11 protein-coding genes are annotated in these 14,417 nt (G+C 72.5%); 7 read left to right on the top strand and 4 right to left on the bottom strand.

What is annotated here, in order from left to right; genetic code table 11:
- Positions 1–38: 38 nt before the first annotated feature.
- The 3 genes from OHA91_RS32710 (at position 39) to OHA91_RS32700 (ending at position 6,808) form a co-directional block, all read left to right on the top strand.
- Entirely contained in the window at positions 39–2,975 is a 2,937-nt protein-coding gene (locus OHA91_RS32710; RefSeq protein ID WP_031156664.1) for an FAD-binding and (Fe-S)-binding domain-containing protein, read from the top strand.
- Between the two features lie 159 nt (positions 2,976–3,134).
- The gene (locus tag OHA91_RS32705) at positions 3,135–5,030 is read left to right on the top strand and encodes an ABC transporter transmembrane domain-containing protein (protein ID WP_031156661.1); all 1,896 of its coding nucleotides are present in this window, start codon (positions 3,135–3,137) and stop codon (positions 5,028–5,030) included.
- Positions 5,027–6,808, top strand: a complete 1,782-nt coding sequence (locus OHA91_RS32700) for an ABC transporter ATP-binding protein (RefSeq protein ID WP_031156659.1) — start codon at positions 5,027–5,029, stop codon at positions 6,806–6,808. The genes OHA91_RS32705 and OHA91_RS32700 overlap by 4 nt, the downstream gene beginning before the upstream one ends.
- A 19-nt stretch (positions 6,809–6,827) precedes the next feature.
- Here the strand turns inward: OHA91_RS32700 and OHA91_RS32695 are convergent, their stop codons facing one another.
- Together OHA91_RS32695 and OHA91_RS32690 are read right to left on the bottom strand one after the other, a co-directional pair.
- Positions 6,828–7,613 carry a hypothetical protein gene (locus tag OHA91_RS32695; protein WP_328740547.1) on the bottom strand — a complete coding sequence of 262 codons (786 nt, stop codon included), beginning with the start codon at positions 7,611–7,613 and terminating at the stop codon, positions 6,828–6,830.
- 65 nt (positions 7,614–7,678) lie between these two features.
- On the bottom strand, positions 7,679–8,470 hold the full coding sequence (locus OHA91_RS32690) for a metal-dependent hydrolase (RefSeq protein WP_328740545.1): 792 nt from the start codon (positions 8,468–8,470) through the stop codon (positions 7,679–7,681).
- A 142-nt stretch (positions 8,471–8,612) separates the two neighbouring features.
- On the opposite strand from OHA91_RS32690, the gene OHA91_RS32685 reads away from it, so the two are divergent.
- From OHA91_RS32685 to OHA91_RS32675, 3 genes are read left to right on the top strand one after another with little or no spacing between them, the layout of a single operon-like run.
- Positions 8,613–11,135, top strand: coding sequence for a DEAD/DEAH box helicase (locus OHA91_RS32685; RefSeq protein WP_328740544.1), 2,523 nt, complete (start codon positions 8,613–8,615; stop codon positions 11,133–11,135).
- Between the two features lie 52 nt (positions 11,136–11,187).
- A complete protein-coding gene (locus OHA91_RS32680; protein ID WP_266503606.1) occupies positions 11,188–12,111 on the top strand; it encodes an acyl-CoA thioesterase in 924 nt (307 codons plus the stop codon).
- A gap of 8 nt (positions 12,112–12,119) precedes the next feature.
- On the top strand, positions 12,120–12,521 hold the full coding sequence (locus OHA91_RS32675; protein WP_031156647.1) for a YchJ family protein: 402 nt from the start codon (positions 12,120–12,122) through the stop codon (positions 12,519–12,521).
- Here the strand turns inward: OHA91_RS32675 and OHA91_RS32670 are convergent.
- Both OHA91_RS32670 and OHA91_RS32665 read right to left on the bottom strand, forming a co-directional pair.
- Positions 12,485–13,333, bottom strand: a complete 849-nt coding sequence (locus OHA91_RS32670; protein WP_051893672.1) for a DUF6397 family protein — start codon at positions 13,331–13,333, stop codon at positions 12,485–12,487. The two genes, OHA91_RS32675 and OHA91_RS32670, sit on opposite strands and share 37 nt — an antisense overlap.
- 140 nt (positions 13,334–13,473) lie before the next feature.
- Complete coding sequence (locus tag OHA91_RS32665) at positions 13,474–13,872, bottom strand: roadblock/LC7 domain-containing protein (RefSeq protein ID WP_030657457.1); 399 nt, start codon at positions 13,870–13,872, stop codon at positions 13,474–13,476.
- Between the two features lie 106 nt (positions 13,873–13,978).
- On the opposite strand from OHA91_RS32665, the gene OHA91_RS32660 reads away from it, so the two are divergent.
- On the top strand, positions 13,979–14,416 hold the full coding sequence (locus OHA91_RS32660; RefSeq protein WP_266503596.1) for a PPOX class F420-dependent oxidoreductase: 438 nt from the start codon (positions 13,979–13,981) through the stop codon (positions 14,414–14,416).
- Position 14,417: the final 1 nt, after the last annotated feature.

Raw genomic sequence — 14,417 nt, 5'->3', positions numbered from 1 at the left:
GGGCCACCCGAGGGCCGTGCCGAGGCGAGGGGTCGCACATGCCGCTGCTGGAACCGAAGCCGGGGGCCCTGCGGCCGCGCAGCGTCAGCGGCCCCTCCCCCGACCGGGTGCCCCCGCACCGGTCCGGGGGCACCCCGGAGCCCCTGCGCACCGAGCTGACCGAGCTGCTGGGCGCCGGGAAGGTGCTGTGGAAGGTCTCCGACCTGGTCCGCTACGCCTCCGACGCCTCCCCCTACCGCTTCGTGCCCCAGGTCGTGGTGGTCGCCGAGGACATCGACGACGTCTCCGCGGTCCTCTCGTACGCCCGCGGCCGGCAGCGCGAGGTGGTCTTCCGCGCCGCCGGGACCTCGCTCAACGGCCAGGCCCAGGGCGAGGACATCCTGGTCGACGTACGCCGCCACTGGGCCGGCATCGAGGTGCTGGAGGAGGGCCGGCGGGCCCGCATCCGGCCCGGCACCACCGTGCTGCGGGCCAATGCCGCGCTGGCCCGCCACGGCCGGATCCTCGGCCCCGACCCGGCCAGCGCCATCGCCTGCACCGTCGGCGGGGTCGTCGCCAACAACGCCTCCGGGATGACGGCGGGCACCACGAGGAACTCCTACCGCACGCTGTCCTCCCTCACCTTCGTCCTGCCCGGCGGCACCGTCGTGGACACGGCCGATCCGCTGGCCGACGAGGAACTGGCGCGCGCCGAACCCGCCCTGTGCCGGGGGCTGATGGCGATCAAGCGGGAGATCGAGGCCGATCCCGCACTGACCGCCCGGATCCGGGCCAAGTACGAGATCAAGAACACCACCGGCTACCGGCTCGACGCCTACCTGGACGGCAACACCCCCGTCGAGATCCTGCGGGGGCTGATGGTCGGCTCGGAGGGCACCCTCGGCTTCCTCTCCGAGGTCGTCTTCGACACCCTGCCGCTGGACCGCGAACTGTGCACCGCCCTGCTCTTCTTCCCCTCGCTGCCCGCCGCGGCCGCGGCCGTTCCCCGCTTCAACGAGGCGGGTGCCCTCGCCGTCGAGCTGATGGACGCGAACACCCTGCGGGCCTCGGTCAGCGTCGAGGGGGTGCCCGCCGACTGGGCCGGGCTGCCGGGGACGACCACGGCCCTGCTCGTGGAGTTCCGGGCTCCGGACGCGGCCGGCCGCGAGGACTGCGCGCGCCGCGCGGCGGCGGCCCTCGAAGGGCTCGAACTGGTCGCCCCGGTGCCCTCGATCACCAACCGCTTCACCAGCGACCCGGGGGCCATCAGCGGCTACTGGAAGGCCCGCAAGGCCTTCGTCACCGCCGTCGGCGGCGCCCGCGCCCGCGGCACCACCCTGATCACCGAGGACTTCGCGGTGCCGCCGTCCCGGCTGGCCGAGGCGTGCGCGGCCCTCCTCGAACTCCAGGCGGAGCACGGCTTCGACGCGGCGGTCGCCGGCCACGCCGCCCACGGGAACCTGCACTTCCTGCTCGCCTTCGACGCCGCCGACCCGGCCGACGTCGCGCGGTACGCGGCCTTCATGGAGGCCTTCTGCCGGCTCACCGTGGAACGCTTCGACGGCTCCCTGAAGGCCGAGCACTCGACCGGCCGCAACATGGCCCCCTTCCTGGAACTGGAATGGGGTCCCGAGGCCGCCGGCCTGATGTGGCGCACCAAACGGCTCGTCGACCCGGACGGTGTGCTCGCCCCGCGGATCCTCCTCGACCGCGACCCGCAGGCCCATCTGCGCGGCCTGAAGACGATTCCGCAGGTGGAGGCGGTGGCGGACCCGTGCATCGAGTGCGGGTTCTGCGAACCGACCTGCCCGAGCGAGGGCCTGACGACCACTCCGCGCCAGCGCATCGTGCTGCGCCGCGAAATGGTCCGCCAGCAGCCGGGCTCGCCCCTGCTGGACGGGCTGCTCAGCGCCTACGGCTACGACGCGGTGGACACCTGCGCGGGCGATTCCACCTGCCGGCTCGCCTGCCCGGTCGGGATCGACACCGGCGCGCTGATGAAGGACTTCCGCCACCGCCGCCACGGTGCGCGCGAGGAGGCCGCCGCCGCGCTGGCCGCCCGGCACTTCCGGACCGTCGAGGCCGCTGCCCGGGCGGCCGTCGCCACCGCCGGCCGGATCCCCGACCGGGTCGGGGACCGGCTGCTGGAGGCGGTCACCGGGGCCGCGCGCATGGCCGTACGACCGGACCTGGTGCCGCGGTGGCTGCCGCAGATCCCGGGCGCCGCCGCCAGGGAACTGCCCGTCACACGGCGCTCGGGCGCCGCGGCCGTCTACTACCCGGCCTGCGTCAACCGGATCTTCGGCGGCCCGGAGGGCCGGCCCGGTCCGTCGCTGCCGCAGGCCCTGGTGGCCGTGTCGGAACGGGCCGGCAAGCCGGTCTGGGTCCCCCGCGACGTGACCGGCACCTGCTGCGCGACGATCTGGCACTCCAAGGGCTACGAGGAGGGGAACCGGGTGATGGCCAACCGGATCGTCGAGGCGGCCTGGGGCTGGACGGCCGGCGGACGGCTGCCGCTGGTCGTCGACGCCTCCTCCTGCACCCTGGGCATCGCACGGGAGGTGGTCCCCCACCTGACGCCGGACAACCGCTCGCTGCACGAGGAGTTGCAGATCGTCGACTCCGTCGTGTGGGCCGCGCAGGAGCTGCTGCCTCATCTGGAGGTCCGGCGCACGGTGGGCTCGGCCGTCCTGCACCCCACCTGCTCGATGCGGCACCTGGGCGACGAGCCGCAGCTGCGGGCGGTCGCCGAAGCCTGCGCCGACGAGGTGGTGGTCCCCGACGACGCCGGATGCTGCGCCTTCGCGGGCGACCGGGGCATGCTGCACCCGGAGCTGACGGCCGCGGCGACTGCGCGGGAAGCCGCGGAGGTGACCGCGCGGTCCTTCGACGCCCATCTGTCGGCGAACCGGATGTGCGAGGTGGGCATGGACCGGGCCACCGGCCGGAGTTACCACTCGGTCCTCGTCGAACTGGAGCGCGCCACCCGCCCGTGAGCGCCGGTGTGCGCGGCCCCCGCGACCAGGCACCGGACGGGTACCGCGTACGAAAACCTCTTTCCCCCGGCTCCGGAAGGACGGAAAATCAATTGCCCGCCCCCGGTCCGGAAGGCGAACCTTGCACGGTTTGGACCACTCGACCAGTCATGGGGCGTCATGCAGATCAGCGATCTTCCGTATCCGGATCCGGGAGTGCCAGACGCTCGTTCCGGGCCCCGTTTCCTCCTGTGGCTGGGGCGTGGTCAGCTCGGCGGACAGCTCAAGAGCCTGTGCTGGGGCATGCTGCACTTCGGCGGCGTCGCCGGACTGCCGTACGCCGTGGGCCTGGGCATCGACGCGGTCGTGGACCGCGAGGCGAACCGCCTGCTGCTCGTCGGCGGACTGCTCGTCCTGATCGGCGTCGCCATCTCGGTCGGCGACGCCATGCTCCACCGCACCGCCGTCACCAACTGGATCACCGCCGCCGCCCGCGTGCAGCAGCTTCTCGCCCGCAAGACCGCCGAGCTGGGCTCCGCCCTGACCCGCCGGGTCGCCGCGGGCGAGGTGGTCGCCGTGTCCACCGGCGACGTGGAGAAGATCGGATGGTTCGTGGAGGCGGTCTCCCGCTTCCTCGCCGCCGTCTTCTCCATCGTCCTGGTCTGCGTGGGCCTGATGTTCTACGCACCCGAACTGGGCGTGGTCGTGTCCATCGGCGTGCCGGTGGTCGCCCTGGCCTCGCTGCCCCTGCTGCCGCGGGCCACCCGGCGCGCCGACATCCAGCGGGAGAAGGCGGGCAAGGCGACCGAGCTGGCCTCGGACACCGTCGCGGGCCTGCGCGTGCTGCGCGGCATCGGCGGCGAGGAGCTGTTCCTCGGCCGGTACCGCGAGGCTTCGCAGGAGGTCCGCAAGGCCGCCGTGCGCAGTGCCCGGATGTGGGCGCTGATCTCCGCGATCCAGGTGGTGCTCCCGGGCCTGCTGCTGATCACGGTCGTCTGGTACGGCGCCTCGCTGGCCCTGGACGGGCGCATCGCGGTGGGTGAACTCGTCGCGGCGTTCAGCGCGGTGGCGACGCTCCTCTACCCCCTGCGCCACTTCGAGGAGATCGCCATGGCCTACTCCTTCTCGCGTCCCTCCGCCCAGCGGGCCGCCCGGGTGCTGTCGCTGACCCGGACGGACGCCGCGGAGCGTCCCGCGCAGTCCGGGCCGGTGGAGGAGCCGGCAGCGGGCGGGGACCTGTACGACCCGCGGACCGGGCTGCTGGCACCCGCCGGCCGCTTCACCGCCGTCGTCTGCGGGGACCCGGACCTCGCGGGCCGGCTGGCGGAACGCCTCGGCGGCCATGCCATGGAGGAGCAGGACGCGGACCGGGAGGGCGACGGGGACCGGAACGGCGAGCGGGACCGGGACGGCGAGCGGGAGGCGAAGGACGGTCCTTCGGTGCTCCTCGGCGGGGTCGCGCTGGACGACCTCGAACTGGACACCGCCCGCAGGCTGGTCCTCGTACAGGACAAGGACCCGGTGCTGCTGTCGGGAACGCTGCGCGAGCTGTTCGGCGTACCGGCCTCCGGGGCGGTCGACTCGGGCGCCGCTCTCGCCGCCGCCCAGTGCGCGGACGTACTGGACGCGCTGCTGCAGTCGGCGCCGGACGGTGTCGACGACCCGATGGACGCCCGGATCACCGAGCGCGGCCGGTCGCTGTCCGGCGGCCAGCGCCAGCGTCTCGCGCTGGCCCGGTCCCTGGTCACCGACCCGGAGGTGCTCGTGCTCGACGAGCCGACCTCCGCGGTCGACTCGCACACCGAGGCACGGATCGCGGACGGGATCGCGAGCCTGCGCGCCGGACGGACCACAGTCGTACTGGCGTCCTCGCCGCTGCTCCTGGACCGCGCGGAACGGGTCGTGCTCATCGACGACGGCACCGTGGCGGCCGTCGGGACCCACCGCGAGCTGCTGCACCGCGAGCCGCTCTACCGGGCGGTCGTCACCCGCGAGACGGACGAGGAGCAGCGGCTCGCCGGACTCGGAATGACAGAGCTGGAAGAAGCACTCACAGAGATCGAGGAATCCGCATGATCGGCGTGGCGCCACCGGAGTACGATCCGGCGGCCCCCGAGACGGCCGCGACCCTGCCCGTGGGCACGCCGGCGACCGTACGGGGCTATGTGCGCGACCTGTTCCGACGCCACCGGCGGGCCTTCCTGGTGCTGGTGGGCGTCAACGCGGTCGCGGTGATCGCCTCCATGGTCGGCCCGTACCTGCTGGGCCGGGTCGTGGACGACCTCGCGGCGGGGGCGCGGGAGCTGCAACTGGAGCGGATGGCGCTGATGTTCGCGCTGGCGCTCGCCGTGCAGACCTGCTTCGTGCGGCTGGTACGCCTGCGCGGGGCGATGCTGGGCGAGGAGATGCTCGCCGATCTGCGCGAGGACTTCCTGGTGCGGTCGGTGGGGCTGCCGCCGGGCGTGCTGGAACGGGCCGGTACCGGTGACCTGCTGTCGCGGATCACCACCGACATCGACCGGCTGGCCAACGCGATGCGCGAGGCCGTGCCGCAGCTGGCCATCGGCGTGGTCTGGGCGGGGCTGCTGTTCGGCGCCCTCGCGGTGACCGCGCCGCCGCTGGCGCTGGCCGCGCTCGTCGCGCTGCCGGTCCTGGTGATCGGCTGCCGCTGGTACTTCCGACGGGCGCCTTCGGCGTACCGCTCGGAAGCGGCGGGCTACGCCGCGGTCGCGGCCGTGCTCACCGAGACGGTGGACGCGGGCCGCACGGTCGAGGCGCACCGGCTGGGGCCGGAGCGGATCGCCAAGTCCGAGCGGCGGATCAGGGAGTGGACGGCGTGGGAGCGGTACACGCTGTTCCTGCGGACCGTCCTCTTCCCCGTCATCAACGTCACCTTCGTGACGATCCTCGGCTCGGTGCTGCTGATCGGCGGCTACTGCGTGCTGCAGGGCTGGATGTCGGTGGGTCAGCTGACCACGGGCGCGCTGCTGGCACAGATGCTGATCGATCCGATCGGGCTGATCCTGCGCTGGTACGACGAGCTGCAGGTCGCCCAGGTGTCGCTGGGCCGCCTGGTGGGCGTGCGGGAGATCGAACCGGACGCGGGCGACGCGAAGGTGGCGCCCGACGGCCGGGACGTCCGGGCGGACGAGGTCCGCTTCGGCTACAAGGAGGGCGTGGACGTCCTGCACCAGGTGTCGCTGTCGGTGCCGCCGGGCACCAGGATGGCGCTCGTCGGCCCCTCGGGCGCCGGCAAGTCCACCCTGGGACGGCTGCTCGCGGGCATCTACGGGCCCCGCACCGGCGAGGTCACCCTCGGCGGGGCCCGGCTGTCGCGGATGCCTGCGGAGCGGGTGCGTGAGCACGTGGCCCTGGTCAACCAGGAGCACCACGTGTTCGTGGGCTCGCTGCGCGACAACCTCCGACTCGCGCGGACGGGTGCCGAGGACGCCGAGCTGTGGGCGGCGCTGGGCGCGGTGGACGCGGACGGCTGGGCCCGGGCCCTGGCGGACGGCCTGGACACCGAGGTCGGCTCCGGCGCCACGGCGCTCACCCCGGCGCAGGCGCAGCAGGTGGCGCTGGCCCGGCTGGTGCTGGCGGACCCGCACACACTGGTGCTGGACGAGGCCACCTCGCTGCTGGACCCGCGGGCCGCGCGGCATCTGGAGCGCTCGCTGGCCCGGGTGCTGGACGGCCGCACGGTCATCGCCATCGCCCACCGGCTCCACACGGCCCACGACGCGGATGTGATCGCGGTGGTCGAGGCCGGCCGGATCAGCGAACTCGGCTCGCACGACGAGCTGGTCTCGGCGGACGGGGCGTACGCGGCCCTGTGGCGCTCCTGGCACGGCTGATCCCGCGACGGAGGGCCCGTCAGCTGGTCCAGGGAAGTCGTACGGCCTCGATCACCGGGTCACGGAGCAGTGCTTCGACCAGGTGCTCGGGGCCGACGACCTTGGTGGCCCACAGGTCGTAGTCGGTGCACAGGATCCACGAGCGGTCCTCGGGCCACAGGTTGGACGGGCTGAAGTCCGCGTCCGGGTTGTCGTAGAGGGCGTGGGCGTCGCCCAGCAGACCGGTGCGGACGTGGAGGTTGTCGAAGTCGACCGCGGGCAGCATCAGCGGGTTGTAGTAGGCGAGGACCCGGGTGCTCGGGCCTTCCGTGCTGTGTGCCGCGAGCACGTCGACGAGCCGGTCCCATGTCGGGCGGTCGAGGCTGCCCTCCGTGGGCGGCTCGATGCCGACGGGCCAGCTGTCGTCCGGCCGCACGGAGGGGAAGCACCGCAGGGACGGGTACTTCCCTTCGGGGACCGTCGGGTCCCCGCAGCGGGCGGAGAGTTCGGCCCACCGCAGCCGGCGGTAGGCCGGTCCCGGATGCTCGGCGCGTCCGAGACCGCCTCCGGTGGCGGTGCCGCATTCGAGGTCGATGTTCCCGAGGCGGGCGGGCTCGATGGCACCGGCGGCGAGGGCCGCCTGGCGCAGTTCGTGGTGGGAGAGGCCGCCGGGTCCGCTCTCGTGCTCGTACATGGCGTGCAGCACCCAGACCGCATCGGGACGCCGGGGCGGCTCGAAGCCGGTCGTGCCGTCACCGCACAGTTCGGTCAGCCAGTCGGTCTCGGAGGACGGAGCCTGCGGCCAAAGGCGGTATGTCTCAGGCATCGGCCCAGGCTACGGGCGGCCTCGTCCGGTCGGGAGACCGGACCACCGTGATCGGTGAGACACCCCTAGATGAAGCCGAGGGCCGAGGCGCCTCCGAAGCCGCCCAGCAGGATGAAGACCGGCATGAGGACCTTCAGCTCCACCCAGCTGCCGGCACGGAAGCGCAGGGCCTTCGGCGGGCCGATCGGGTACCAGCGCTTCCCGGCGATCGGGAGGGGCCACAGCACCGGGCAGCCGGAGACCGTCAGCGCGTCGCCGATGTCGTGGACGAGGGCCCCGAGCACGATGGGCAGGCCGAGCCAGAGGTACTCCTGCCCCGGCTCGGGGAACAGCCAGTTCGCACCGTTTCCGGGCTGGTCGAGCACTCCGGCCATGATCCACGCGCTGGTCGCGCCGAGCAGCCACACCAGGACGTCGCTGGACATCCGGGCGGCCCGCCACAGGAGGCCCTCGACAGCGAGCACCAGGTGCACGAAGAGCAGCGCGAGCACGCCCCAGCGGTCGGCGGTCACGGCGAGCGCGGAGGCTCCGCCGCCGATCAGCACGGCCCAGAGCCAGGTGTGCGTCAGAGTGCGGTGGCCTCCGGAGCGGCGGGCGTCCTTCGTGGAGCGGGTGGCCTTGTAGACGGCGTAGGAGATCTTGTCGACCACCTCGCACAGACCCTTGGACAGCGGACCGAAGGCTCGGGAGATCGTCGCCGACTTGTGGTCGAGGTCCGGGGCGAGGGCGGCGCCGGCGCAGATCAGAGCGCCGACGACGAGGACCGGCCAGGGCATGGGGTGGCCGGCGGCGGCGGTGGCCGCGCCCACCCCCAGCCAGGCCGCCGCCCCGGACAGTGAGTGCGCAGGACCCATCATGGTCGTTCCCCGCCCCGCTGGTGTGTGTCGGGCCCCGTTGACCGGTTCGTTCGGGCCGCATCGACGGCACAGCGTACAGTCGGTGATCTTCCTTCCGTCCTCCGGTTCCCTGATCCGGGGGGAAGCCAGGCAAGATGGGGGCGTGACCCTCATTGATCAGCTCCCGCCGACCGCCGACCCCGACGCCCTCTTCGAGGCTTTCTCCTCGTGGGCGGAGGACCAGGGCATCACCCTGTACCCGGCTCAGGAGGAGGCGCTGATCGAGGTCGTCTCCGGGGCGAACGTGGTCCTGTCCACTCCGACGGGCTCCGGCAAGAGCCTGGTCGCGGCCGGTGCGCACTTCACCGCGCTGGCCCAGGACAAGGTGACCTTCTACACCGCCCCGATCAAGGCGCTGGTGTCGGAGAAGTTCTTCGACCTGTGCAAGCTCTTCGGCACCGAGAACGTCGGCATGCTGACCGGCGACGCCTCGGTGAACGCGGACGCGCCGGTGATCTGCTGCACCGCCGAGGTGCTGGCCTCCATCGCCCTGCGTGACGGCAAGCACGCCGACATCGGCCAGGTCGTGATGGACGAGTTCCACTTCTATGCCGAGCCGGACCGCGGCTGGGCCTGGCAGATCCCGCTGCTGGAGCTGCCGCAGGCACAGTTCGTCCTGATGTCGGCGACGCTCGGCGACGTGAAGCGATTCGAGGACGACCTGACCCGGCGCACCGGCCGGCCCACCTCGGTGGTCCGCTCCGCGACCCGGCCCGTCCCGCTGTCCTACGAGTACGTCACCACGCCGATCACCGACACGATCACCGAGCTGCTGGAGACCCGGCAGGCTCCCGTCTACATCGTGCACTTCACGCAGGCCCAGGCGGTCGAGCGGGCGCAGTCGCTGATGAGCATCAACATGTGCACCCGCGAGGAGAAGGACAAGATCCAGGAGCTGATCGGCAACTTCCGCTTCACCACGAAGTTCGGTCAGAACCTCTCGCGCTATGTGCGGCACGGCATCGGCGTGCACCACGCCGGCATGCTGCCCAAGTACCGGCGTCTGGTGGAGAAGCTCGCGCAGGCCGGTCTGCTGAAGGTCATCTGCGGTACGGACACGCTCGGGGTCGGCGTCAACGTCCCGATCCGCACGGTGCTGTTCACGGCGCTCACCAAGTACGACGGCAACCGGGTCCGCACGCTGCGCGCCCGCGAGTTCCACCAGATCGCCGGACGGGCCGGCCGGGCCGGCTTCGACACGGCGGGCTTCGTGGTCGCCCAGGCGCCCGAGCACGTCATCGAGAACGAGAAGGCGCTCGCGAAGGCGGGCGACGACCCGAAGAAGCGCCGCAAGGTGGTCCGCAAGAAGGCGCCCGAGGGCTTCGTCGCCTGGTCGGACACGACCTTCGAGAAGCTCATCGCCGCCGACCCGGAGCCGCTGACCTCGCGGTTCAAGGTCACCAACATCATGCTGCTGTCGGTGATCGCCCGGCCCGGGGACGCCTTCCAGGCGATGCGCCACCTCCTCGAGGACAACCACGAGCCGCGCAAGGCCCAGCTGCGGCACATCCGGCGGGCCATCGCGATCTACCGCTCGCTGCTGGACGGCGGCGTCGTGGAGAAGCTCGACACCCCGGACGCGGAGGGCCGCACCATCCGGCTCACCGTCGACCTCCAGCAGGACTTCGCGCTCAACCAGCCGCTGTCCACCTTCGCGCTGGCCTCCTTCGACCTGCTGGACCCGGAGTCCCCCTCGTACGCGCTGGACATGGTGTCCGTCGTGGAGTCCACCCTCGACGACCCGCGCCAGATCCTGGCCGCCCAGCAGAACAAGGAGCGCGGCATCGCGGTCGGCCAGATGAAGGCCGACGGGATCGAGTACGAGGAGCGGATGGAGCGGCTCCAGGACGTCACCTATCCCAAGCCGCTGGAAGAGCTCCTCTCCCACGCCTACGACGTGTACGCGAAGAGCCACCCGTGGGTGCGCGACCACCCCGTCTCCCCGAAGTCGATCATCCGCGACATGTACGAACGCGCGATGACCTTCACCGAGTTCACCTCCTTCTACGAACTGGCCCGCACCGAGGGCATCGTGCTGCGCTACCTGGCCAGTGCGTTCAAGGCGCTGGACCACACCATTCCCGACGACCTCAAGTCCGAGGACCTCGAGGACCTGATCGCCTGGCTGGGCGAGCTGGTCCGCCAGGTCGACTCGAGCCTGCTCGACGAGTGGGAGCAGCTGGCGAACCCGGAGGTGGAGACGGCGGAGCAGGCCCAGGAGAAGGCCGACCAGGTCAAGCCGGTCACCGCGAACGCGCGCGCCTTCCGCGTCCTGGTCCGCAACGCCATGTTCCGCCGGGTGGAGCTGGCCGCCCTCGACAACGTCGACGCGCTGGGCGAGCTGGACGCCGAGTCGGGCTGGGACGCCGACGCCTGGGGCGAGGCCATGGACGCGTACTGGGACGAGTACGACGACCTGGGCACCGGCCCCGACGCCCGCGGCCCGAAGCTCCTCCAGATCGAGGAGGACCCCGCGCACGGCCTGTGGCGCGTCCGCCAGACCTTCGCCGACCCGGGGGGCGACCATGGCTGGGGCATCAGCGCCGAGGTCGATCTGGCCGCCTCCGACGAGGAGGGCCGGGCGGTCGTCCGGGTCACCTCGGTCGGCGAGCTCGGCGCCCTGTGACCTGATCCGGCACGCCGCCGGACCGCCCGGACCCGACAGTGGAGATCCTCTAATGACGAACCCCGCCGAGAGACTGGTCGATCTGCTCGATCTGGAGCAGATCGAGGTCAACATCTTCCGCGGCGCCAGCCCGCAGGAGTCCCTCCAGCGCGTCTTCGGCGGCCAGGTCGCCGGCCAGGCGCTGGTGGCCGCGGGCCGCACCGTCGAGAGCGACCGCCCGGTCCACTCGCTGCACGCGTACTTCCTGCGCCCCGGCATCCCCGGGGTGCCGATCGTGTACCAGGTGGAGCGGGTGCGCGACGGGCGGTCCTTCACCACGCGCCGGGTCACCGCGGTCCAGCAGGGCAAGACGATCTTCAATCTCACCGCCTCCTTCCATCATCCGGAGGACGGCAGCATCGAGCACCAGCTGCCTCCCCACCACTACCCCCATCCCGACACGCTCCCCAAGGTCGCGGACGAGATCCGCGAGCACCTCGGGGCGCTGCCGGAGGCGCTGGAGCGGATGGCCCGCCGCCAGCCCTTCGACATCCGCTACGTGAACCGGCTCCGCTGGACTCCCGAGGAGCTCAAGGGAGCCGATCCGCGCAGCGCGGTGTGGATGCGCGCCGTCGGCCCGCTGGGCGACGACCCGCTCGTGCACACCTGCGCCCTCACCTACGCCAGCGACATGACCCTCCTCGACGCCGTGCGCATCCCCGTGGAACCCCTGTGGGGGATGCGCGGTTTCGACATGGCCTCGCTCGACCACGCCATGTGGTTCCACCGGCCGTTCCGGGCGGACGAGTGGTTCCTGTACGACCAGGAGTCCCCCATCGCGCACGGCGGCCGCGGCCTGGCCCGGGGCCGCATCTACGACCTGGAGGGCAGGCTGCTGGTCTCCGTGGTCCAGGAAGGCCTCTTCCGCCCGTACCCCGCCAAGCCGCCGCGCCCGGACCAGTCGGGTCGGCCGTCCGATCCCGCACCGAAGAACTGAGCAGACCCATGCCCACCCCCGCCATGCCGTGCCCCTGCGGGCTGCCCGCCGCCTATCCGCAGTGCTGCGGCCGCTTCCACTCCGGTGAACGGCAGGCACCCACGGCCGAGCTGCTGATGCGCTCCCGCTTCAGTGCCTTCGCCGTCGGTGACACCGCCTACCTGCTGCGCTCCTGGGACCCCTCGACGCGCCCGGCCGTCCTCGACCTGGATCCCGGGCAGCGCTGGGAGCGGCTGGAGATCCTCGCCACGGAACGCGGCGGGATGTTCGAGACGGAGGGCTCGGTGGAGTTCCGCGCGCACTACCGCGAGGGCCGGCACACCGGCTCGCTGCACGAGCACAGCAGCTTCGCCCGCGAGGCCGGTGCCTGGGTCTACGTCGGCCCCCTCTCCCCCGTCGACTTCGACTGACCCCGGGCACCCGTCAGGGCGAACTCCAGGCTGGTGCGGTACCAGTGGATTTCGTCCGGCGGGCCGGCCCGCAGCAGCCCCTCCGCCACCGCCGCGGCGGCGGGGACCTGCGGATGCCCGTACGGCGGGGGCGGGGCGAGCGCGGCCAGCACGATCCGCTCCGCCGGATCGGGCACGGCCGCGCGCAGCTCGTCCTCGGGGAGTACGCCGGCCAGTACGGCCGCGCGCGCCCAGGGATCGGCGGTCCGTCTCAGCAGGAGCCCCACGTGCCGTCCGCGCCAGGTGCGTGGGCGCAGGTCCCCCTTGGCCGCCAGCACTTCCCTGTCCTCGGCGGGCGCCGTCCCGCGCAGCATCCCCGGCTCCCGGTCGGCGAACTCCCCCAGCTCCGCGGTCAGATAGAGCCACACGACGGCGCGGTAGCGGTTGATCCGGTAGCCGACGGGGGTGAGGTGTCCGCAGCGCGCGAGCCGGGTGAACCGGCTCGGGCCGACCCCCAGCACCTCGGCCGCCGCCTGGGCCCCGGCCACCGTCTCGACCTGTCGGCGCAGCGCGTCCGGCAGGCCGGCGGTCGCGGCCCGCACCCGCGCCAGCTCCGCCCGCGCGAAGCGCGAGGCCCCGCCGGCCGTCGGCGGTCCGGCTCGTACGATCCCCAGCTGGACTGCCCTGGCCAACTCACCCCGGGTCAAGCCCAGTTCCCCGGCGGCTTGCGCACTGCCCATCAGCGCCTCTACGGCGCCGTCGGCACGTACGACCGCCTTCTCCCCCTCGCGCGCGGCCTTGTCCTGCGGCGGCGCGGTCACCATCTGCGTCATCACGGTCCTCCCCCACGAGCAGCGATTACTCTGCGTGAAGACCGTAACTCTCTGCAACGACACTCGCGAGGCCTGTGGACAACCTCCACGCCACCGCCCCGCCCGAGCGCGCCCCGGGCCCGCCCCGCGCTGCTGCCGGCTCAGCCGCCGGTGATGCGTCGCTCCGCCACTCCAAGGTGCTCGCCCACCCGGTTGACCAGCAGCGTCATCTCGTACGCGACCTGGCCGATGTCCGCCTCGGCCGCACTCAGCACGCACAGGGAGCTGCCCGCACCCGCCGCCATGACGAAGAGCGCCCCGTCGTCGTACTCGACCATCGTCTGCCGGACCTCGCCGGCCCTGAAGTGCCGCCCCGAGCCCTTCGCCAGGCTCTGCAGTCCGGCCGCGACGGCCGCCAGGTGTTCCGCGTCCTCCCTCGGCAGCCCCGCGCTCGCCCCCGTCACCAGGCCGTCATTGGACAGGACCACCGCGTGCCGCACCTGCGGAACCCTGCGAGTCAGGTCGTCCAGCAGCCAGTCCAGTTGCTTGTCCAGTGCCATTCCAAGCCCCTCCCCGTTGACGCGGCCCGTTCGGCCGCGCCCCACCCCGCATACTCGTGCCGCAAGCCTTCCCCACCAGCGCCTTTCGGGCAAGGAGGATGTGCCCATGGCGAAGAAGATGACTCAAGAGGAATGGCGGGCATTCGTCTCCCATTCCACCCGCACCGGCAAGCTCTCCACCGTCCGCGAGGACGGAAGTCCGCACGTCGCCCCCGTCTGGTTCGTACTCGACGGGGACTCCTTCGTCTTCAACACCGGGAAGGACACAGTCAAGGGGCGCAATCTGGCCAGGGACGGCCGCGTCGCGCTCTGCGTGGACGATGACCGTCCGCCCTTCTCCTACGTCGTCCTCCAGGGCCGCGCGGAGATCAGCGAATACGCCGACGCCGCGGACGAGATGCTCGCCTGGGCGACCCGCATCGCCGCCCGCTACATGGGCGAGGCGGAGGCCGAGGCGTTCGGCCGCCGCAACGCCGTGCCCAGCGAGCTGCTGGTCCGCGTCCCGATCGACAAGGTGATCTCCGTCGCCGGGGTGTCCGACTGAC

Source organism: Streptomyces erythrochromogenes, from assembly GCF_036170895.1.
GTDB lineage: Bacteria > Actinomycetota > Actinomycetes > Streptomycetales > Streptomycetaceae > Streptomyces > Streptomyces erythrochromogenes.
This window is presented reverse-complemented; position numbering and strand designations above follow the sequence as displayed.

Excerpts from the sequence above, each read along its gene's own strand:
- OHA91_RS32690 (WP_328740545.1), bottom strand. The coding sequence starts at position 8,470 with ATGATGGGTCCTGCGCACTCACTGTCCGGGGCGGCGGCCTGGCTGGGG.
- OHA91_RS32660 (WP_266503596.1), top strand. The coding sequence starts at position 13,979 with ATGGCGAAGAAGATGACTCAAGAGGAATGGCGGGCATTCGTCTCCCAT.
- OHA91_RS32665 (WP_030657457.1), bottom strand. The coding sequence starts at position 13,872 with ATGGCACTGGACAAGCAACTGGACTGGCTGCTGGACGACCTGACTCGC.
- OHA91_RS32675 (WP_031156647.1), top strand. The coding sequence starts at position 12,120 with ATGCCCACCCCCGCCATGCCGTGCCCCTGCGGGCTGCCCGCCGCCTAT.
- OHA91_RS32710 (WP_031156664.1), top strand. The coding sequence starts at position 39 with ATGCCGCTGCTGGAACCGAAGCCGGGGGCCCTGCGGCCGCGCAGCGTC.
- OHA91_RS32680 (WP_266503606.1), top strand. The coding sequence starts at position 11,188 with ATGACGAACCCCGCCGAGAGACTGGTCGATCTGCTCGATCTGGAGCAG.
- OHA91_RS32705 (WP_031156661.1), top strand. The coding sequence starts at position 3,135 with ATGCAGATCAGCGATCTTCCGTATCCGGATCCGGGAGTGCCAGACGCT.
- OHA91_RS32700 (WP_031156659.1), top strand. The coding sequence starts at position 5,027 with ATGATCGGCGTGGCGCCACCGGAGTACGATCCGGCGGCCCCCGAGACG.
- OHA91_RS32695 (WP_328740547.1), bottom strand. The coding sequence starts at position 7,613 with ATGCCTGAGACATACCGCCTTTGGCCGCAGGCTCCGTCCTCCGAGACC.
- OHA91_RS32670 (WP_051893672.1), bottom strand. The coding sequence starts at position 13,333 with ATGACGCAGATGGTGACCGCGCCGCCGCAGGACAAGGCCGCGCGCGAG.